A 20,097-nucleotide genomic window follows, 5' to 3' on the forward strand; every position below is an offset into this window, starting at 1 on the left:
TACGAACCTGAATTCATTGCTTTGTCGTCAGGACTCAATTCCTGGGATGAATGCGGAAGGGAGTCCTCACTACGAACCTGAATTCATTGCTTTGTCGTCAGGACTCAATTCCTGGGATGAATGCGGAAGGGAGTCCTCACTACGAACTAGGAGGCAATTTAATGGACATGATATGACATTTAGCTGTAATTAAAGACCGAACTTACGCACGGCATCGTTGTACAGATGAATAGCTACATCGCGTAGGATTTGTTCATTTTCAATCTGACTTCCTAACTTCTGTTTAGCAGAATTGATGCAAATGTGCATCAATTATGCTGAACTTTCGACATAAAGTGCGAGATCCTTTTGATGTTGTTCAAAACTAACCTCGACTTCCCCCGGCATTCGTACCGATTGATAATTAGCCGATTGGTCTAAATTAATCGACATTTTTTCCGGCTTTCTCCTTTGCACTTCCTCGGCAAAACCCGAAGCAATTATCCCCGCAGGCAGTGCAAAAATTCCTATACCCAAAAATGCTAAGATAGCTCCTAAAAATTTGCCTAAAGGAGTGATCGGATAAATATCGCCGTAGCCGACAGTAGTTAATGTCACAACTCCCCACCACATTGCATCGGGGATGCTTCCAAAAGCTTTGGGATGCGCTTCGTGTTCAACAAAATACATAACGCTAGAGGCAAATATTAACAGGATAAAAACTGCAAACGCCGTGGCGATTAACTCTTCTTTTTTTGCGTACAATACTGCTCCCATAGTTCGCACTGAGTGTGAATAGCGACTCATTTTGAGCAGCCGTAATAAACGCAACAGACGAATTAAATTGATGAAGCTTAAATGGGGAAATAATAGCAATGCAAAAAAGGGCAATATTGAGACTAAATCTATGAGGCTTAGTGGTGTCAGACCATATCTCAATCTTCCCCAAAGCGGGTGACTATATCTGCGATCTACTGTACATACCCACAGCCTCAAAGCATATTCTATTGTAAAAACTAAGGATGCAACAATTTCGATGTTTTCCAGAATGCTTTTTTGTTCTTGGGAGAAGCTGGGGGAAGTTGAAGCAATAAAAGCTGCAACATTTATCAGAATCAAACCAGTGATAATAATGTTACCTACAAGGCTGTATAAATTGCTACTTTCTGAGGTTTCTAAGATTTCATGAATTATTGGTCGGAGTTGTTTATGCACCTGATTTTATCCTAAACAATTAGCAATGAATGCTCACGCTTTACCATAGCTTAAGAAGTTTTTTTGCAAACGTCAGCAGTATTTGCGAGGAGGGCTAAAAATCTAGTTGCTTCAGAGATGGTATGGTTGCGAAACGCCATATTTCTCATGGAAACTCGGTGGTTTGGGGCAATGGAATTGTATTAAAATTTAGAGTTAATCTGGAAGAAATTGCCAACTATTACTGGATTTGCAGGCAAAAATCATGAAGGTAGCCGTATTCAGCACGAAATCTTACGATCGCACTTTTTTGACAGCAGCCAACGCCGACAAACACGAGTTGGTGTTTTTTGAACCTCGTCTGAACCTGGAAACCAGCGTTTTATCTGCGGGATTTCCGGCTGTCTGCGCGTTCGTTAACGACTCTTTGGACGCAAAAACCCTCAGCGCGATCGCCAAAAATGGTGTGCGCTTGCTGGCGCTGCGATCGGCCGGATTCAATCACGTCGATTTAGCAGCAGCCCGCGATTTAAGCTTAACTCTTCTCCGAGTTCCGGCTTATTCTCCCTACGCCGTCGCCGAACACGCAGTCGCGATGATTTTGTCTCTCAACCGCAAAATCCACCGTGCATACAACCGTGTCCGCGAAGGCAATTTTGCCCTAGACGGCTTGTTGGGTTTTGACCTCCACAACAAAACGGTGGGCATCGTCGGGACTGGCAAAATAGGCGCACTAACTGCCAAAATTCTGCACGGATTCGGGTGCCGCCTGCTGGGATACGATGTTTCCCAAAACCCGGATTGCGTAGCCCTGGGGATGGAATACGTGGCACTCCCGGAACTCTTCGCCACTTCTGATATTGTCAGCCTCCACTGTCCGCTGATACCAGAAACTTATCATTTAATCGGTGCAGAGGCGATCGGGCAAATGAAACCGGGGATGATGTTGATCAATACCAGTCGCGGTCAGTTGATTGACACTAAAGCTGTTACCAAAGGACTGAAGTCTGGTAGAATTGGCTACCTCGGCTTAGATGTTTACGAACAAGAGACGGATCTGTTTTTTGAGGATTTGTCAAATCAGGTGATTCAAGACGACGTATTTCAGCGCTTGCTGACTTTCCCCAACGTCCTGATTACCGGACATCAAGCTTTTTTCACCGAGGAGGCGTTGCAAAATATCGCCGAAACCACGATCGCCAATATCACCGACTTTGAACGAGGACGCACTTGTTCCAATAAAATCGACCTCGGTGAATTGAAAAAATGAGTCAAAAGAGCGATCGGGCAGCGGTGGCAATTGTTTAAAATCAATTCATATCGTTATTTTTGCTTGCAATTTGTGAAGCTCTGCCTTAGCCTCATCAATTAGTGGCAGCGCGAATGCTGTGCTAATTGCCGGAGAATTATACTGGCAGTAACTCAAAGCCTGCAATTTTACTTAACAACGGAGGAAGTATCCAATGACACAAGCTAACTTTTCTGACGACACACAAACAGTCACTGAAGTCGTCACAGTAGACGTGGTGACGGAAAAGCCCGGGGTGATGACTACAGTGACAACCACAGAAACACCGACAAGCCAGTTACAAGATATTAAAGACCAAGTTCTCACAATTTTGTCGGAACTTCCAGCCTATGCCTCCAATTTTTTTACTGAATACCAAAAGCCCTTAGTAACTGTTGGTTTATTCCTGGCAGGTGCTATTAGTATTAAGGTAATGCTGGGAGTTTTAGATGCTCTTAATGATGTCCCTTTGGTAGCTCCATTTTTTGAGTTGATTGGCATGGGATATACCGGTTGGTTTGTTTACCGCTATCTGCTAAATGCTTCTACCCGCCAAGAGTTGTTAACAGAAATTGATTCTTTAAAAGAACAAGTTGTAGGCAAAGATTCTTAAATGAAGGAAGTACGTCCGCTTCTTTTGTAGCGGATGTAACGGATGTTTAGAGTATTGGGAATTGGGAATTGGGAGATGGGGAGATGGGAATTGGGAATTGGGAATTGAGAATTGGGAATTGGGCAATTCTCCCCCACTCCCACTCCCCCTCTGCCACTCTCCTGAAAGGTGCAGGTTTTCCCCAGGCAAAACCCAGCAAACAAGCGACTGTGCAAAGGTTTTACGCTTTTGCTTATTAAAATCTCAAACTCTTATGGGATAAGGCTTTTACCAAAAAACCTACACCCGTCAGCTCCCACTCTCCCCATCTCCCATTCTCCCATTCTCTCCAACTCTCAATTAGGATGGCAAACTTGTTGCAAAGTGGCGGTAAAGTCGGGGTAGGAAATGGCAGTGGCTTCGGCGCGGTGAATGTTGGTAACACCTGTGGCGTTGAGGGCTGCGATCGCCAAACTCATCGCTATTCTGTGGTCGGTATAGCTGTCAACATCCGCGCCAGTTAAAGGAGTTCCCCCGGTAATTTCTAAACCGTCGGGTAACTCGGTAATTTGGGCTCCCATGCGGTTGAGTTCCGCAGCAGTCACAGCAAGCCGATCGCTCTCTTTGACTCGCAACTCGGCCGCATCTCGAATTATGGTAGTACCCGATGCAAAGGCCGCGGCTACTGCCAAAATCGGGATTTCGTCAATCAGCCGGGGAATTAAGTCGCCAGCAATGGTGCATCCCCGCAATTGACCGGAACAGCGAACCAAAATATCCGCTACGGGTTCCCCCGCCGCCTCTCGCTGATTTTGCAGTTCAATGTCGGCGCCCATCATCTCCAAAGCTTCCAAAATGCCTGTACGAGTTGGGTTGATGCCGACATTTTCGACTACGAGCTCGGAACCAGGGACGATCGCCCCAGCAACTAGCCAAAATGCCGCCGAACTAATATCTCCCGGTACAATCACATTCTGTCCTTGCAGTTGCGCTGGGCCACTGACTGTGACGCTACAAGTTTCTGGATCGACGGTTAATTTTGCTCCAAACGCCCGCAGCATCCGCTCGCTGTGATCCCGCGACAGAGCGGGCTCGGTGACTGTAGTTTCTCCATCCGCCATCAAACCGGCTAGCAAAATGCAAGATTTAACTTGAGCTGAGGCGATCGGAGAATGGTAGTGAATCCCTTTTAACTGCTGTCCGAGTATCCCTAAAGGAGCTAAAGAATTGCCCTTGCGGCCCCAAATTTGTGCACCCATTTGTTGCAGCGGTTTAATGACGCGCGACATGGGGCGCGATCGCAAAGAACTGTCACCTGTTACCGCATAAAAACGCGCCGGATGAGAGGCTAAAATTCCCAACATCAACCTCATCGTCGTGCCGGAATTACCCGCGTCCAAGACTTCCACAGGCTCCTGTAACTCGCCAATTCCGACGCCCCTGACTGTCACCAATTCTGTGTTGAGTTCAGAAACGGAGGCTCCCAGGAGCGAGAAACATTTAGCAGTGCTGCGGGGGTCTTCTCCTAGCAGCAGTCCCTCAATTGTAGTTTCACCGCGGGCGATCGCACCCAACATCAAAGCTCGGTGAGAAATCGACTTATCGCCCGGAACTCGAATCCTGCCTCGCAGCGACAAGCCCGAGGCAGGTTTTTGAATGCTTAAAGTTTGACTTTCGCTCTGAAGCGAAGTAGTTATAATGGCAGCTTGCATGAGATAGACTAGGATGGGACGGCGTTAGCTATCCTACCCTTTTCCCAGTCCTAAGTCATACCATTTTAGATTTGAGATTTTTCGATTTGAGATTGGGGAATGACAGACTGCATAAGGGTTTGGATCGCGAGCCTACAGTTCCATTCTTTGGTGAAACTGCGATCGGCGACAGGGGAGAGCAGATGCAACTGCACGGATTTTACCTTAATTTCACAATTACTCTCCGTATATCTGCTGAGATTTCAGGTTCAGCTCTCAGTTATCGATCGGATGATTGACTTTTGACTGAATAATTTTATATGTGCGATTGTGAGTTGTAGATTTTGCATTTTTTTAAGCAAAAGCTCCGGAATTTGGAACCCCGATCATCTAAAATCAAAAATCAAAAGTCTAAAATCTCAAATCTCAAACGACCCGAACCACAATAACTCCTACACTTTTATTTATGCTGACGCATCACCGCAAGCCTGTAAGTTTATCGCTGGTATCCACAGATTTACCTTTGTGGTCAGTTGTTGAAACCGCTGGTACGCTGTATCAAAAAGACCGCGATCGCTTTCACTTGTTGTTGCACGAACCAGCAATACTCGATCGCCAATTTGCCGACGAATCCGACGAATCTGCCGAGCAAGTTGCTATTTTGCCCACAACCACAAAACCCCGGTTGCTCTGGCTCGAAGTTTCGCCCTATCGAGTCATTATGACCATGCAAGGAAACGGCAAATACAGTTACCGCCACTGCTGGGAACGCGGAATGTACGGCCTGAGCCGTTATTGGCTTCAGGGCGAATCGCTGGCGACTCCCGAACAGTTGCGGCTCCGGAACTTCACCCGCAACTTGACCCTGACAGGAAAGCCGGAACCGGAACACCTGCGGTTAGAATACGAGTTGTGGTCGGAAAAAGTACAGCTCGGTTCCTATATTTTGAATCTAGAAATTCATCACTAAATTTGGTCAGTAGTCCTGCCGTCATCAGTCATCAGTCATCAGTCATCAGTCATCAGTCATCAGTCATCAGTCATCAGTCATCAGTCATCAGTCATCAGTCATTTGTTATTCAGTAGGCAATGGCAAAAAAACAATAACATCTTCCACGGTCTTGTAGATACTATTGTTTTTTTGGCGATGACTTACTTAGCGATCGCTCTTACAATAATTAATCAGTTTGCTAGTCAAAGCGTCTTGATTTGCGGCTGCTTGATTCGCCCGCTGTCCGGCTCTGATAATATCTGCTTGAGCTGTTTTGATTTGCTCTCGACCTTCTATACTTGTAGGAGCCCGGTTTCCTGCCTCAAGGGCTTTGCCTATGTCGCCGAGTGCTTGACCCATTTCCCGGAAAGATTTAACTGACGGCCCCTGAATTTCTTTGAGGGTTGTATCTGTGATTCGCAGAGCCTCAAGTTGTTTCGATGTTTGGCTCAAGTCTTTAGCTAAGTTCTTGGTCGTTGCAGCATCGTTGCTGTCTTTCTTAATATCAATGAGAGTGTTGCCTTTGGTGACAATTTGAGTAAATTTAGTACACTGGACAGCTCGGCTCTCGCTGCAACTAATCGTCAGCGTACAGCAAGCAACAACTATTAGCAAGATGGCAATCTGTTTGCGAAAAAAGTACATGAATCCTCGGTTGCAAAAAAAGTAGATTCTGGGATTTTGTAGTAGAGTGTGTCAGTCGATTTTAGATTTTCCATTTTTCGATTTTAGATTGACTTGCAGCATTGAATCTGGGTTCTTCAACAAAAGCGTTGCCCGAAAAGCCGGTCGTTGGGTCTAAAATTTGGGAATCACCACTCAAGGCCCTGCGAGGGGCTGTATCCGTTTTAGGGCGGGTCAGCGATTGCCCGATCGACTGTCTAAACACTCCTCCAGCATTTAGACACGCTCTGGTAAACTAAACTATGTACCTGTTTAGGAACTATGGTCAAAAACAGCAATAACCTACAGAAGGGCAGCATTTGGGGATATCTTACCCTGCTTTTGCCTATTTGCTTGACGGCGGTTGCCAGTTTCGAGTCGGGAACGATGTTTTGGGCGATCGCCACCACAGCGGGCATTGCTTGGGCTTACAAGCTCTACCAGCAGCAGCAAAAACACAAACTCGCTCATTTAGACTCGGTTTTCTACAGGTTGATCAAGGAAAATCAAGGGCGAGTTACGGCTTTGGATTTGGCGATGAATGCGAAACTCCCCGGAGAAAAGGTTAAAGAATATCTCGACGAACGAGCTCTTGAGTTTGCCGCCGATTTTCAAGTAACGGAAGAAGGCGGAATTTTGTATTATTTTCAAATAGCTCCAACTGTCACTCAAAGCGAAACACCTAATGCCACAGTAGCTGTTCAAGAGCCTCCCACAAATCGGGAAAAAACACAAGAGAAAAAACCAAATTTATTTCCGATCGCTCAAACCAAGACTCCTCAAAAGCCGAAAATTTCTTTTACCCAAACGGAACTTTCTCGCAGGTTCAAGGTTCATGCAAGTACGATCGGGAAATGGAAAGTTAAGCCGGAGTTTGCTCAGTGGAGCCGCGAAAAAGACCCGGAGGCGATCGCCTGGGAATATTCTACAGACAACAAGCGATTTTATCCCAAAGATTGAGAACCTCCGGCATTCACCAAAATATACCAAGAAACAACGTTTGATCGTTCGGACTTCAGTCCTCTCAGTTTTATGAGGACTAAAGTCCGAACGATAAAACCAATTTAATTGCGCTCGTGACCGACACGATCTAAAATCATGTTAAATTGAGTTTAACGATATAAATCAGTAAATTCGATCGCCATATCTGTTCATTTTTTCTCCTATGTCCACACCAACCTTGCGAGTAGTCGCCCGCCTCGTAGCCTTTCCCGACAAAGTAGCAGAACTTAAATCTCTGCTGCTGAGCATTATCGAGCCAACTCGCCAAGAAGAAGGCTGCATCAAATACGAACTCCTGCAAAATCAAGCAGATCCTACAGATTTTACCTTCGTTGAAGAGTGGGAAAGTGCAGCTTTACTAGAACAACATCTGGGTTCAACTCACATTCAAGCCGGCGTGCAGAAATTAGAAGGTTTAGCAGTTGCACCTCCAGATATTCGCCGCTATGAATTGCTAGCTTGATTGGGTTTGAGGTTCAATTGAATTAATGTCTGCGATACATCTTTGATCCCCCCTAACCCCCCTTAATAAGGGGGGACAAGAGTGAGAGTTGAAATTGTAGGAAATTAGGAAATTTATATGACATTAGCAACCATAAAACAGTTATTTACTTACCCAATTAAAGGGCTGACACCGCAAGCAATGTCGGAGTTTGCTTTAACAGCCGGACATGGTATTAAGGGCGATCGCGCTTTTGCACTGCTGTTTACAGATTATCTTGAAGGTGCAAAGATGCCCGCAGATAGGGCGTCTTGGATTAGTAAAAAATATTTGGCGGTTCAAAACGATTGGCCTCTGCTAGCGGCTTTGGAATGCCATTATCAGCCGGAAACGGCTGTTTTAATCGTCAAGCGTCAAGGAGTTGCTTTATTATCGGCAGAAACGAACACAACAGCGGGGCGCGATCGCATCAGCACCTTTTTTACCGACTATCTAGCCACAATTGAGCCCACAAAAGAAGCTAAACACCCGCAGCTTGCACCTTTGCGATTAGTCGGTAACATTAGTGGGGAAACTCGTTATCCCGATCGAGCACCGGTACATATTTCTCTGGTGAGTCAAGCTACACTCGATCGATTAACCGAAGTCGCCCAGCAAAATATAGACGCGGGCAGATTTCGCCCAAATATTGTGCTAGAGGGCGTTTCAGCTTGGTCGGAATTTGAGTTAGTCGGACAACAGTTTCAATTAGGTACGGCGCTGATCGAAGTAACAGCACGAATTGGTCGCTGTGTCAACATAGAAGTAAATCCACAAACGGGCGATCGAGATATTCCCCTACTCAGTTTACTACAACAAGAATTCGGTCACGCACAAACAGGAGTTTTAGCCAAAATCATCAACAGCGGCACAGTTAAAATCGGCGATAGTTTAAATTCCTAATTCGTTTGTAGTGAGGACTTTAGTCCTTCATAAATGCGGAAGGGAGTCCTCACTACAAACCTCTTTTCGTTCGTAGTGAGGACTTTAGTCCTTCTTGAATGCGGAAGGGAGTCCTCACTACAAACTTAATATTATCCTTCCTCAGAAATCCTCACCTTATTACCAATCAACTTCAGAAAACTAGCTCCAAAATGTTGAATTTCCAAAAAATTAGCATAAGCAGGAGTAGGCTTATAAACTCTAAAAGTCCGCATAATTCCCAAAGTCGCCGCACTTTCCAGCGGGCCAACAAAGCTAGTATCCCTGTCCAAAAAATGAGACTGCTTAGCCCAGTGAGCCATCTGTTCCGCATTCAAAAAATAGCAGCCGGAATGAGGATTCAAAGACCGCTCAAAAGAGATTGGTTGTTCCATAATTTTCCCCACTAACTGCGGCTGCTCCTCCACATTTTGAAACTTAGCAGTAGCACTTGGCACTAAATCACCATCAATATATGCTTTAAAAACAGCCCCTTGAGGCGATACTTCATAACGATTCGGTTGCAGCACATTTCCATTTCCACCGTGATGTGTAAACCAATTTAATTTACTAAAAAACCACGGATCGTGTAGAATTAAATCATCTTCCAAGTAACACAAATAATCGTATTTGTCAATACACGATCGCAAAACAGCTTGACACTCAAACCCCAACAGCAGAGGCTCGCATTTGGTAGCGTGGTGCATAAAAGACCTCGGCTGCACTGGCAGTTGAGGCAAAAGATGATAGCCTTGAGTAGTGCAAATAACTATATCAATTTCGTGCTTTTGAGATTTATTTGCTGGGATAGTTGCACATTCGGCAATGTCAATCATGCACTGAGATTTGCCATACAAAGCTTGCAGCGAAGTCACGCAAGCAGTTAAAGCATTGATTCGCGGTTGCGGATCGTTTCGTTGGGAAGCGTGTTTCCCGTCGCCGCTGGGATTGTAGAAGTGAGCAATAGTGAATAGGATTCGCATTTGTGTGGATTAACAATTAAAAAATTCAACAATAAAACAGAATACCGGGCGGTTGAAACCGCGTCTATACAGACAAAACCTGAGGAGTGCAGGTTGAAGACCGGGTAGTTAAAATTACGTTTTTCTCTTGGGTCCCTCGCTCGCTCGGACATCGTTTGTATAGCAGCGGTTTCAACCGCCGTCTTAATACCCGGCGGTTGAAACCGCGTCTATACAGACAAAACCTGAGGAGTGCAGGTTGAAGACGAGATGTTGAAAATTACGTTATTCTCTTGGGTCCGCCTCCGCGGACATCGTTTGTATAGCAGCGGTTTCAACCGCCGTCTTATCCGATCCCAAGCGTATTGCACAATAACCTCAATAAATTTTACCCCATTCAGTCGGTAAACAACTCCGGCAATCGCGATCGCAACTCAGCATTTAAACGTGGCAACTCGTCCCGCATTTGCAAGTACCAATCTCGCCGCTGGCGGTAGTGCCCGCACAGCAAGCGATTGTCGCGCACCCATTCGTAAGCATTCGCGGCTATTTCTTGGCGCATAGAAGTGTCGGAAATTAGCGAATTCAGCTTAGTTTCAAACTCTTTTTCATGTTTGTAAATCAATCCGGTTTCACCTTCGACAATCGAATGTTCGTACACAGTAGGACTTGCCAAAACCGCAACTCCCCGCGCCGCACATTCAATGAATTTCAAGTCAGATTTCATTTCGTTAACCGGATTGGAAACGAGCGGCAGCAGAGCGATCTCGCAACTGTACATGATTTCTTGATACCGTTCGTAACTGCAAAATGGTTCAAATTCCTTTTGCTTTATTTCCAAGGATTCAAAAAATCGCCGATCGTGGATGACTTTAACTCGAATTCGGTGTTTGTGTGCGACTAAAACTCGATTGAGCGCTGCCATAATCGGCTGCCAATCTTTTTCGCGGTTGAGCGCACCAAAAAATATCGTGACTGTAGCTTCTGCTGGATAGATTCGCGGCGGAGGTAGATAGGCTAGTTGATTGGGAAATACGGCAACATTATGATTGTAGTGCCGCAAAATTATGGCTAGCGGTTCAGTTGTAGTTTGAACGCAGTGACAGCCGCGATAGCTGAGGTAATTATTGTCTGCGTATTCGCGGCGGCGGATGGGATTGTCGTCAATTTCTGCTACTATTAAATAGTCTTGTTGTAGCAGTTCTTTGAGTTTGGGAATGTAGGCGGGATATTGCATGATTGTCCGCTGCCAGATGAAGACTTTTTCTTCTCCAGGTAGCGGGGGAATTAATTCTGCTGATTTCACGGCGGATACAGTGCGTACACCGGGAATTGTGGCGCTAAATTTGTCGGGTTCCAAAACTCGCACGCGATCGCACCCAGTAGGAGCCATAATAATGGTTTGGATCAGCAATCTGCGGGGCGGTACGGTCGATTTGGTCGATCGCACGATATAATGTTCAGCACCCGTTTCCGTAGCAAAATCGCTGGATTTGAGTTCTAAGGCTTTTACCATGGGATGCAGCAATTGCTGGAAGTGGGCAAAATTTTCAGTTTTGTGTCCCTTCCCTTGCAATTCGTAAACCTGCAATCCGGCTTCAGCAAATAATGATTTAATACTTTCTAGAGTAAACCAGTGCTGCATCTTGCTGTCGGGATTTTCCCAATGTCCCCGCAACAGATTGACAATTCGCCGCCAGTATTGAACGTTGGGAATTGTCGCGAAAATTTGCCCCTCCGGGCTGAGCAAAGCACTATACTGCTTGAGGACATCCCAAGGGTTTTTGAGATAGGGGAGCAAGTCGCCAAAAATCAAGCAATCGACGCTTCCGGGGGCGATGTCGAGACTGTCGATCGCAATTTCTTCAATATCGGCTACCGCCACCCAGTTTAGCCGATCGACTGCAATTTTCGCTTTTTCGCGATCGCATTCAATGCCAATATACTGACAGTGGGGATTGATCGGCTTGTACTGTTCGCCCCTAGAACCCGTACCGCAGCCAATTTCCACAATGACTTTAGCATCCGGCGGTAGCAGCTTCAAGAGGTCGTGGTTGACGCGATCGATCACTTTCCCTAAAATTCCTGATTAGTTTATCGTAAAATAAAACTGAACTACCAATGCCGACCGACAACCAGCCGAAGGTTAGCATGGCGATGCCAGTATACAATGGCGATCGGCACAATTGTCAAGCACCAAATTCTGGCGTTACCAACATTTCTTTTCCCTCTCTTCTCGCTCCTCTGCGCGATCTGCGTGCTCTGCGGTTCCTTTAAATCTTGTCCACCAATCCTGCAAGCATTGCTATATGTTAGCAAATATTGAGCAAAATTATAACTTTGTCTCACCCCCTACCTCCTTTAGCGCAATTGAGATTATCAATTAATTAGGTATTTTACCAAAAATTAACACCACAATTTGCTCAACAGATTAAAAACTATGAACTATAATTTAGGACTTAATATCGCCGGCTACATCAACGGCGAATTTGGCATAGGAGAAGGAGTCAGAGCCAACATCAGAGCCGCATCAGCCGCCGAAATTCCCTTTGCTATCAACAATTTCACCCGCAGTCCCCACCGCAAACAAGACACCACCTATCAAAAATTTAGCCAAGACAATCCCCACCCGATCAACTTAATTCAAGTCAACGCCGATGAAGTTGCAACCTTTATCAAACATAGAGGTTCCAACTATTTTGAAAATAAATACAATATCGGCTTTTGGGCCTGGGAACTTCCTGCATTTCCCCCGGAATGGCAGCCAGTATTTAATCACTTTCACGAAATCTGGACTTACAGCAACTATTGTGCCGAAGCAATTGCCCAAGTCTCGCCAATTCCCGTCATCAAAATCATGCCCAGTATTGCTCTCCCCGCACCTTCCCTCAGCAGAGAAGCACTGGATTTACCTAAAGATAAATTTATTTTCCTGTTTGTATTCGACTTTTCCAGCCGCATCGAGCGCAAAAATACTTTAGCGGTAATTCAAGCATTTAAACAAGCTTTCGGCGAAGATGACAGCGTATTGTTGCTGCTCAAATCTTCCAACTCAGACAAAAATATTAAAGATTTAGAACTCTTAAATTCTGCCCGGGCAGAATCTTCAAACATCAAACATCTAGACGGGTATTTGTCCAAAGATCAAATTAACGGTTTGCTCTACAATTGCGACTGTTACGTATCGCTGCACCGCTGCGAAGGATTCGGCTTAACAATGGCTGAGGCAATGTTTTACGGCAAACCCGTAATTGCCACAGGTTATTCATCAAATACAGAATTTATGAATGTGGGGAATAGCTTTTTAGTCAAGTATAAGTTAATCCCAATCGAGCAAGATTGCGGGCCTTACAAAAAAGGCAATGTTTGGGCTCAACCGGATGTCGAACACGCTGCTGATTTAATGCGGTACGTCTTCAACAATTACCAAGAAGCTCAACAAATTGGAGCGATAGCTGCTGCGGAAATTCAGACATTGCTCAACCCGCAAATTACAGGTAGTAAAATTAGAAAACGTCTCGAATATATTGCCGAGATTACCGATAACTTTCAAAACTTGCCTTGGTCAGGAACCGCTAAATTAGAGTCTGCTAAAATTAAGCATGGATTCGCACAGTCAAATCAACAAAATCAATCTAGAGTAGAACTGCGAAGCTGGCAGCCTTTGGTTAGCATCTGCATTCCGACGTACAACGGAGAGGCATTTATTGAGGAAACAATCAAAAGCGCGATCGCCCAAACTTACCCTAATATAGAACTGATTGTATCAGACGACGGCTCCACAGACCGCACAATTGCGATCGCCCAATCCTTCCAATCCCAAACATCCGCCGACTTCCGCATCATCCTGCACCGCAACTACGGCTTATCGCAAAACTGGAACTTCTGCATCGAGCAAGCCAAAGGTGAATACATCAAATTTCTGTTTCAAGACGACTTGCTCGCACCCGAATGTATAGATAAAATGGTCGCCGTCGCCCAACAAAACCCTCAAATAGGTATGGTTTTCTCGCCGCGCGGCATCACCATCGCTGAAGATGAATCTCACCCGATTTTGCGAAATGCTTCCCAATCAATCAAAGATTTGCACAAAGGTTGGTCGAATTTAAAATCAATTCAGCCCGGAAAAGAATTGCTAGCAGATAGGAACTGTTTGAGCAACCCCATCAACAAAATTGGCGAACCTAGCACAGTATTAATTACCGCCAGAGTTTTTGCAGAAATAGGATTATTTGATTCAGGATTGTCTCAGTATGTAGACTTAGATATGTGGTGGCGGATCATGGGGAATTATCACATCGGATTTGTAGAGGAAAAACTGTCGTCACTGCGGATTCATCCCGAGCAACAAACCTGGAAAAACTTCGCGGCTGGGGAAAATCATAAAGATCTCGTCAGATTTTACAAAAAACTACTAAATAGTTCTGATTACAGTTTCCTAAATCAACAAATTAAACAGACAATCCGCCAAAAGTTGGCATTAATAACCCAGCCTAGGATATCTGATTTGTCAGCACTGCTTGCTCAGTACAAAAAATCGCCATCAAACCAGTCTCTTCTGGCGGAACTGCGTCAATACCGCCAACAGCTAGCTGAATATTGGCTGAATTTTGCCGCCGAAAAATTAGAAACTGCTTACTCGCAAGCAGCGGGGAAAGCTCATAACTTGCTCCTAGATAGCAGCCTCAAACATGAGAGTTTAACTGAGTCAGAACAAAGTTTTGTCCAGCATTTATCCTCGAAACTTGCTGGAGGAGGGGAAATTACGGATCGGATTCAGTATCTCCTCGCAGCGATGCTGTACTGCGATGCTTATCAGTTGCCGCTAGAGTATAAAAATGCAGCGATTCCCCAATGGTTTTTTGACGATTTTCTGAAATTCCTATTTCAGTCTCCGACTTGCTTTCAACAAACGGGAGAGGTTGAAAGGTACTGTGAATATTTCCAGCAGCTAATCGAGTACGTCGCTGATAATATCGCCCGTTTTCCAGATGCGGAGGTTTGGCGTTATTTGGCGGCTTTTATTGCGCAAAGTGTTAGCTTTAACGCTTTGTATTTGAGCGAGGCAAATCTGCTCAATGTCTTGAGCCAGCGAGCTGATATTCTGGAATTTCACTTAAAAAATATCGGCTCTAAAATAGACTGGGATTTTCCTGAGAGAGAACCTGAACGAACTCAAATTAGAGTCGGCTTTTTGCTCGATAAAATTAGTGCTGAATTTGAGACTTTTGCCGCAATTCCAACTTTTGAATATTTAGATAGAGACAAATTTGAAGCGATCGTGTATTATTTCCAGGTACAAGATGAGCAACTGGGGAAATATTGCGAAAGTTGCGCCGACAAGCTGGTGCAACTTTCGGAAGATTTGCCGAAGCAAGTTCAAGAAATTCGATCGCACGATTTAGATATTCTGCTAATTTGCACTAATACCACCGACACATCCCAACCAACCGCGCTGCTGTGCTTGCACCGACTGGCGCGGGTACAAATGGCTACCGCCGCATCAACTCCCGCCACCACCGCAGCCCGCAATATCGATTATTTGATAGCCGGAGATTTGACATTACCCGCAGATGCAGCAGCAGAGGAGCGCGAAAAATTAATTACTTTAGAAGGCTCGGGAGTTTGTTTCAGCTATCCTGTAGAGTCAGCACCAGCCACAGTTGAACCGACTCGCAGCAGTTGGGGAGCCACCGATGAATCTGTAGTGTTCATGTCCTGTGCTCCGGCTTTGACAATTATCCCAGAATTGCGAGAAACTTGGGCAAAAATTATTGCCGCCGTACCGAATTCTATTTTAGTTTTGTATCCCTTTCGTTCCCGCGCCGAAAACTATCTGACGGTGCCTTTTTACAACCAAATTCGATCGACTTTCGGGGAATTTGGGATTGACAAAAAGCGGGTAGTTGTGATAAGGGCGCTACCAAATCGCGCAGATTGCATAAAATGTCTGAAATTGGCTGATATATATTTAGACTCGTATCTATACAGCAGTGCCTACTCCTTAGCAGAACCGCTGTTAGTCGGGTTGCCTGTAGTGGCAAGAAAAGGGCAAAAAGCTCGCGATTCGCGCCTCGCAGCAGCAGTTCTCGAAGAACTACAACTTCCGGAACTGGTAGCACATAGCGAGAACTCTTATCTAGAGATGAGTACAGCACTGGGAACCAACCCAGAACTGCGCCGGCACTATCGGGATCGAGTCCAGCAAGCAATGGTGGCGAGCCCCAAATTTCTTGACGGCCGCGCTTACTCCCATCAGATAGGCAAACTATTTGAAAGGAACCCCGTCAGGATGCCAAGCGTCAAGAAATAGGCAGCAATAGCGTTAGCCTGCTAACGCTCTGCTATCATCGGGAAATCGAGGGGTTAGTGGTTGTCGCTCTTTTCCTGCCAAAGCTAGATTAAAAGGGGAAGCGCAAGTCAGTTGGAGATAAAAAAATGACAGGACTTTTTCAAATAGGCGATAAATTACTTCAAGCTCAGGATATGCCATCGCTCCTGAAGCGGTACCAGTTGATGCCGCAATTCTTGCGGGGTGTAATCATCGACCAAGCGATCGCATCTTTTAGTTGCAGCGACGAAGAACGCAAATCCGCCGTCCTTGACTTTCTGGTACAGCACCAACTGACAGCCCCCGAAGCCAGAGAAGCTTGGCTGCGCAGCCAAAATATGACCGCAGAAGAACTTCAAGAGATGGCCGTCAGGCCCTTGCTGATCGAAAAATTTAAGCAAGCGACTTGGAGACCTAAAGTAGATAATTATTTTTTAACCCGCAAAGCCAGCCTAGACCACGTAGTCTATTCCCTGGTGCGCACCAAAAATCCAGCACTGGCCAACGAACTTTACTTTCGCATCCTCGAAGGGGAACAAACCTTTGCTGAAGTAGCCCGCGACTTCTCCGAAGGGCCCGAGTCCAAGTCCGGTGGCTTGTTGGGCCCAGTCCCCCTCTCGCAGCCTCACCCAGCAATCAGCAAACTTTTGTCCGTCAGCCAGCCGAATCAACTTTGGACGCCGCGTCCTCTGGCAGAATGGATGGTAATTATTCGACTAGAAAAGTTCATGCCGGCCCAGCTCGACGAATCGATGCGGCTGCACCTGATTAACGAACTCTTTGAAAGCTGGCTCGCCGAACAAATATCGCAAATTGGCCCGCTACAGCCCCTTTCTTCCGTGTCTTCAATATCATGACCAAAAGCAATTTTGTCAGGGGCCCCCGGATTTACCCGTGGAGACTTTAAAAAGTGTAGCATCCTGACAAAAAGCCTCGGGATTCATCTGTGGATTCAATTCTAAAATCTTTAATCTAAAATCTAAAATCGGATGACTTCTTCCGCTGTTTCCCTCTCCCAAATTCAGGATTTCTTAGCTCAAACACCTCCCTTTGACCGGCTCTCAGGAGAGGCTCTGACGGCCTTGGTGGCTAAATGCCAGCTCCTTGGCTACCGGACGGGGCAACCCCTGTTTGAACGGGAAAAAATGCCGACTCAGGTGGCAATTATCTATCAAGGTCAGGCCCGGCTGCTGGGCTTTGACCAACGATCGCAGCGCCACGTCAGTTTGCGCTTGGTGCAGTCGCAGGAAATTCTCGGCTGGGCGGGTTTGCTCAGGGGAGTTCCCTGCGAAACGGCGATCGCCTCTACAGATGTAATTGCGATCGTCCTACCTGCTGAAGATTTCCTGAGCGTACTGGAAAAACAGCCGACATTTGGAGAAGCTTTTCGCGCTCACAGTTCCTTGAGCGAAGTGTTTGAACTGTTGAGCCTGGAATTGCAGCGCCAAGCCGACGGTACATCGAATCTCAAGGAACTCACCCTGCAAGCTTGGCAAGACGCGACAGTTGTCAACGTCCCAAAGGGTAACAAAAAAACTCAAGACCTCGCTAAAGAGCTAGATGCCGATCGAGTTTGGCTCGTCAGCAGCGGTGTCTTGGGCGAGTTTCCCACCGGCAGCCGCTTTTCTGTCGAAAACGCAGCCAAATCCTTAAAAGTAGAAGGCCCCGCTGGCGCCCGCTTGGTCGGCTTCCGGGAACCCCCAGAACCCCAACCCGAGCCAGATTCATTAAATGGCACGACAGCTCCTGCTGTCTCTGTGCTGAAGCCGCCCGGTGGAAAATTCCTCGATATTAAGCCCGCCACAGATCGTCCCCCAGAACCCGCAACCGACCAACCAAAGGATGGGGGGAGATATCCAGTTTTCCGCGCCAAAGGGGCAATAGATGCCCCGCTAGCTTGCTTCCAAATGTTGAGCAAGTATTTCGGTATCAAATTTCGTCGGGAGATCATCCGCAAAGTTCTAGAAAATCAGTTAAAAACCGCTGGTATTATCAATCTGCAAGCCTGCGGTGCGATCGCCCAAAGCATCGGCCTGACTCCCCAATTGGCACAAGTGCCAGCAGAAGCCATCAACCGCATCAAAGCTCCCCTAATGATTAAATGGGAAGATAGCTTTGCCATTGTTTACAGCATCACCGAGCAAGAATTGGTGCTAGCTAGCCCAGAAAAGGGGCTGATGCGGAAGCGGGTACCTGATTTTAGAGAAATTTGGGGAGAAGCAGGAGAAGTCCTGCTGCTGCAAGCCCCGCAAGTCGAACAAAAAGAGCAGTTCAGCTTCTGGTGGTTTGTGCCGGCGCTGATGGAACACAAAACAGTATTTGTTGAAGTGTTGCTCGCCTCGTTTTTTGTGCAGCTATTCGGTCTGGCTAACCCATTAATCAGCCAAGTAATTATTGATAAAGTATTGGGTCAGCGCAGCATCGACACCTTGGATATTTTGGGTGCGTTTCTGTTAGGTGTCGCCCTGTTTGAAGGACTGCTCAACGGTTTGCGCACCTTCTTGTTTGTAGATACTTCCAACCGCATCGATGTCAAATTGAGTGCGGAGATAATCGACCACTTGCTCCGGCTGCCCCAGAATTACTTTGACAATCGGCGCGTGGGAGATCTGGTTTACAAATTCAGCATGATGGGCCAGATTCGGGAATTCATGACGAGTACAGCTCTGACAGTGGTTCTCGATGCAGTATTTTCGGTCGTTTACGTTGCCGTTATGCTCTCCTACAGCGTGCAGCTAACCTTCGTATCTTTGGCAGTCGTACCGATACTGGCCCTGATGATTGTTCTGATAAATCCGCTGGTGCTGCGCCTGATCAAACAAAGAAATATGCGTTTTGCTGACTCTCAATCTTATCTAGTCGAAGTAGTCAGCGGAATTCAAACTGTTAAGGCTCAAAATATTGAATTGAAATCCCGCTGGGAGTGGTCGAGCCGCTACGCAAAATATATTACAGCTAGTTTTAAAACAATTCTAACGGGGACTACGGCAGGTACGATTAGCAGCTTTTTAAACCAGGTGGGCAACTTAGCTCAGTTGTGGGTGGGAGCTTATTTGGTACTGAAAAATGACATTACTTTGGGTCAGTTGATTGCTTTCCGAATTATTTCCGGTAACGTGACGGGTTCGCTGCTCAGGTTTGTGAGCGTGTGGCAGAGTTTCCAAGAAGTCTCGATGTCGATCGATATGCTTAAGGATATCGTCGATAAGCCGACGGAAACTAGCGAGGAAGATAGGAGCAACATCCCGCTGCCGGCAATTCAAGGGCAGGTTAGTTATGAGGAGGTTTCCTTCCGATTCCTGGAGAGCGGCGCGCTGCAATTGGCGAATGTGAACTTGGAATTTCCCCAGGGCAGTTTTGTGGGAATTGTGGGGGGAAGCGGTTCCGGTAAGAGTACGGCGATGAAGCTGTTGCAGCGTCTTTATGCGCCGCTGTCGGGCCGGATTTTTATTGACGGCTATGACATTGCTAAGGTCGAACTTTACTCGCTGCGCAGCCAGCTTGGCGTGGTGCTGCAAGATACTTTGCTGTTTAACTGTACTGTCCAAGAAAATATTGCTCTGAGCAATCCCGATGCCAGTACGGATGAGATTGTGCGAGCTGCGAAATTAGCCGTAGCTCACGATTTTATCATGGGCTTGCCCGCTGGTTACAATACGGTGGTGGGAGAGCGGGGATCTTCACTTTCTGGGGGTCAACGGCAGCGTTTGGCGATCGCCCGGACGATTTTGCAAAACCCGAAACTGCTGATTTTGGACGAAGCTACAAGCGCCCTGGACTACCATTCCGAACGCCAAGTTTGCAATAACTTAGCAGAAGCGTTCGCCGGCCGCACGGTGTTTTTCATCACTCACCGCCTGACTACAATCCAAAACGCCGACCTAATTATTATGATGGATCAAGGTTCTGTAGTCGAGCGCGGAACTCATAAAGAATTAATGGCTCTCAAAGGGCGTTACTACTGCCTATTCCAACAACAAGAGTCATCGAATACCTAACAAT

General features: G+C 46.3%; 16 protein-coding genes. 11 read left to right on the top strand and 5 right to left on the bottom strand.

The window, feature by feature from the left end; all coding sequences use genetic code 11:
• Positions 1–312: 312 nt before the first annotated feature.
• Positions 313–1,194: an ion transporter gene (locus QUB64_RS22275; RefSeq protein WP_333272894.1), complete on the bottom strand. Its 882-nt coding sequence runs from the start codon at positions 1,192–1,194 to the stop codon at positions 313–315.
• 244 nt (positions 1,195–1,438) lie between these two features.
• Here QUB64_RS22275 and QUB64_RS22280 point away from each other — a divergent pair, with 244 nt between their 5' ends.
• From QUB64_RS22280 to QUB64_RS22290, 3 genes are all read left to right on the top strand, one after another.
• The gene (locus tag QUB64_RS22280) at positions 1,439–2,443 is read left to right on the top strand and encodes a 2-hydroxyacid dehydrogenase (RefSeq protein ID WP_333272897.1); all 1,005 of its coding nucleotides are present in this window, start codon (positions 1,439–1,441) and stop codon (positions 2,441–2,443) included.
• Between the two features lie 193 nt (positions 2,444–2,636).
• A complete protein-coding gene (locus tag QUB64_RS22285; protein ID WP_333272900.1) occupies positions 2,637–3,074 on the top strand; it encodes a CAAD domain-containing protein in 438 nt (145 codons plus the stop codon).
• Positions 3,075–3,142: 68 nt separating this feature from the next.
• Positions 3,143–3,313 (top strand): hypothetical protein, encoded by a 171-nt coding sequence (locus QUB64_RS22290; protein ID WP_333272902.1) that lies wholly within the window; start codon positions 3,143–3,145, stop codon positions 3,311–3,313.
• Positions 3,314–3,409: 96 nt separating this feature from the next.
• Here the strand turns inward: QUB64_RS22290 and aroA are convergent, their stop codons facing one another.
• The gene (gene aroA, locus QUB64_RS22295) at positions 3,410–4,765 is read right to left on the bottom strand and encodes a 3-phosphoshikimate 1-carboxyvinyltransferase (protein WP_333272904.1); all 1,356 of its coding nucleotides are present in this window, start codon (positions 4,763–4,765) and stop codon (positions 3,410–3,412) included.
• Positions 4,766–5,210: 445 nt separating this feature from the next.
• On the opposite strand from aroA, the gene QUB64_RS22300 reads away from it, so the two are divergent.
• Entirely contained in the window at positions 5,211–5,714 is a 504-nt protein-coding gene (locus QUB64_RS22300) for a hypothetical protein (protein ID WP_333272907.1), read from the top strand.
• Between the two features lie 186 nt (positions 5,715–5,900).
• Here QUB64_RS22300 and QUB64_RS22305 read toward each other — a convergent pair whose 3' ends face one another.
• Positions 5,901–6,380: a hypothetical protein gene (locus QUB64_RS22305; protein WP_333272910.1), complete on the bottom strand. Its 480-nt coding sequence runs from the start codon at positions 6,378–6,380 to the stop codon at positions 5,901–5,903.
• A 300-nt stretch (positions 6,381–6,680) separates the two neighbouring features.
• Between QUB64_RS22305 and QUB64_RS22310 the strand changes: the two genes are divergently transcribed.
• The 3 genes from QUB64_RS22310 to QUB64_RS22320 all read left to right on the top strand — a co-directional run bounded on the left by QUB64_RS22310 (position 6,681) and on the right by QUB64_RS22320 (position 8,784).
• Positions 6,681–7,358 carry a hypothetical protein gene (locus QUB64_RS22310; RefSeq protein WP_333272912.1) on the top strand — a complete coding sequence of 226 codons (678 nt, stop codon included), beginning with the start codon at positions 6,681–6,683 and terminating at the stop codon, positions 7,356–7,358.
• 205 nt (positions 7,359–7,563) lie between these two features.
• Positions 7,564–7,863 carry a putative quinol monooxygenase gene (locus tag QUB64_RS22315; protein ID WP_333272914.1) on the top strand — a complete coding sequence of 100 codons (300 nt, stop codon included), beginning with the start codon at positions 7,564–7,566 and terminating at the stop codon, positions 7,861–7,863.
• A gap of 117 nt (positions 7,864–7,980) precedes the next feature.
• Positions 7,981–8,784, top strand: a complete 804-nt coding sequence (locus tag QUB64_RS22320) for an MOSC domain-containing protein (RefSeq protein WP_333272916.1) — start codon at positions 7,981–7,983, stop codon at positions 8,782–8,784.
• 131 nt (positions 8,785–8,915) lie between these two features.
• Here QUB64_RS22320 and QUB64_RS22325 read toward each other — a convergent pair whose 3' ends face one another.
• Together QUB64_RS22325 and QUB64_RS22330 are read right to left on the bottom strand one after the other, a co-directional pair.
• Positions 8,916–9,785 (bottom strand): calcium-binding protein, encoded by an 870-nt coding sequence (locus tag QUB64_RS22325; protein WP_333272919.1) that lies wholly within the window; start codon positions 9,783–9,785, stop codon positions 8,916–8,918.
• A gap of 376 nt (positions 9,786–10,161) precedes the next feature.
• Positions 10,162–11,835, bottom strand: coding sequence for a methyltransferase domain-containing protein (locus tag QUB64_RS22330; RefSeq protein WP_333272923.1), 1,674 nt, complete (start codon positions 11,833–11,835; stop codon positions 10,162–10,164).
• Positions 11,836–11,885: 50 nt separating this feature from the next.
• On the opposite strand from QUB64_RS22330, the gene QUB64_RS22335 reads away from it, so the two are divergent.
• From QUB64_RS22335 to QUB64_RS22350, 4 genes are all read left to right on the top strand, one after another.
• Positions 11,886–12,041, top strand: coding sequence for a hypothetical protein (locus tag QUB64_RS22335; RefSeq protein WP_333394207.1), 156 nt, complete (start codon positions 11,886–11,888; stop codon positions 12,039–12,041).
• Between the two features lie 163 nt (positions 12,042–12,204).
• Entirely contained in the window at positions 12,205–16,077 is a 3,873-nt protein-coding gene (locus QUB64_RS22340; protein ID WP_333272926.1) for a glycosyltransferase, read from the top strand.
• Positions 16,078–16,202: 125 nt separating this feature from the next.
• Positions 16,203–16,952 (top strand): peptidylprolyl isomerase, encoded by a 750-nt coding sequence (locus QUB64_RS22345; protein ID WP_333272929.1) that lies wholly within the window; start codon positions 16,203–16,205, stop codon positions 16,950–16,952.
• A gap of 132 nt (positions 16,953–17,084) precedes the next feature.
• Entirely contained in the window at positions 17,085–20,093 is a 3,009-nt protein-coding gene (locus QUB64_RS22350) for a peptidase domain-containing ABC transporter (RefSeq protein WP_333272931.1), read from the top strand.
• Positions 20,094–20,097: the final 4 nt, after the last annotated feature.

Origin of the sequence: Microcoleus sp. Aus8_D2 (assembly GCF_036702665.1) — a bacterium.
GTDB lineage: Bacteria > Cyanobacteriota > Cyanobacteriia > Cyanobacteriales > Microcoleaceae > Microcoleus.

Coding starts and splice junctions, on each gene's coding strand:
- QUB64_RS22280 (WP_333272897.1), top strand. CDS start 1,439: ATGAAGGTAGCCGTATTCAGCACGAAATCTTACGATCGCACTTTTTTG.
- QUB64_RS22285 (WP_333272900.1), top strand. CDS start 2,637: ATGACACAAGCTAACTTTTCTGACGACACACAAACAGTCACTGAAGTC.
- aroA (WP_333272904.1), bottom strand. CDS start 4,765: ATGCAAGCTGCCATTATAACTACTTCGCTTCAGAGCGAAAGTCAAACT.
- QUB64_RS22300 (WP_333272907.1), top strand. CDS start 5,211: ATGCTGACGCATCACCGCAAGCCTGTAAGTTTATCGCTGGTATCCACA.
- QUB64_RS22305 (WP_333272910.1), bottom strand. CDS start 6,380: ATGTACTTTTTTCGCAAACAGATTGCCATCTTGCTAATAGTTGTTGCT.
- QUB64_RS22310 (WP_333272912.1), top strand. CDS start 6,681: ATGGTCAAAAACAGCAATAACCTACAGAAGGGCAGCATTTGGGGATAT.
- QUB64_RS22315 (WP_333272914.1), top strand. CDS start 7,564: ATGTCCACACCAACCTTGCGAGTAGTCGCCCGCCTCGTAGCCTTTCCC.
- QUB64_RS22320 (WP_333272916.1), top strand. CDS start 7,981: ATGACATTAGCAACCATAAAACAGTTATTTACTTACCCAATTAAAGGG.
- QUB64_RS22325 (WP_333272919.1), bottom strand. CDS start 9,785: ATGCGAATCCTATTCACTATTGCTCACTTCTACAATCCCAGCGGCGAC.
- QUB64_RS22335 (WP_333394207.1), top strand. CDS start 11,886: ATGCCGACCGACAACCAGCCGAAGGTTAGCATGGCGATGCCAGTATAC.
- QUB64_RS22340 (WP_333272926.1), top strand. CDS start 12,205: ATGAACTATAATTTAGGACTTAATATCGCCGGCTACATCAACGGCGAA.
- QUB64_RS22345 (WP_333272929.1), top strand. CDS start 16,203: ATGACAGGACTTTTTCAAATAGGCGATAAATTACTTCAAGCTCAGGAT.
- QUB64_RS22350 (WP_333272931.1), top strand. CDS start 17,085: ATGACTTCTTCCGCTGTTTCCCTCTCCCAAATTCAGGATTTCTTAGCT.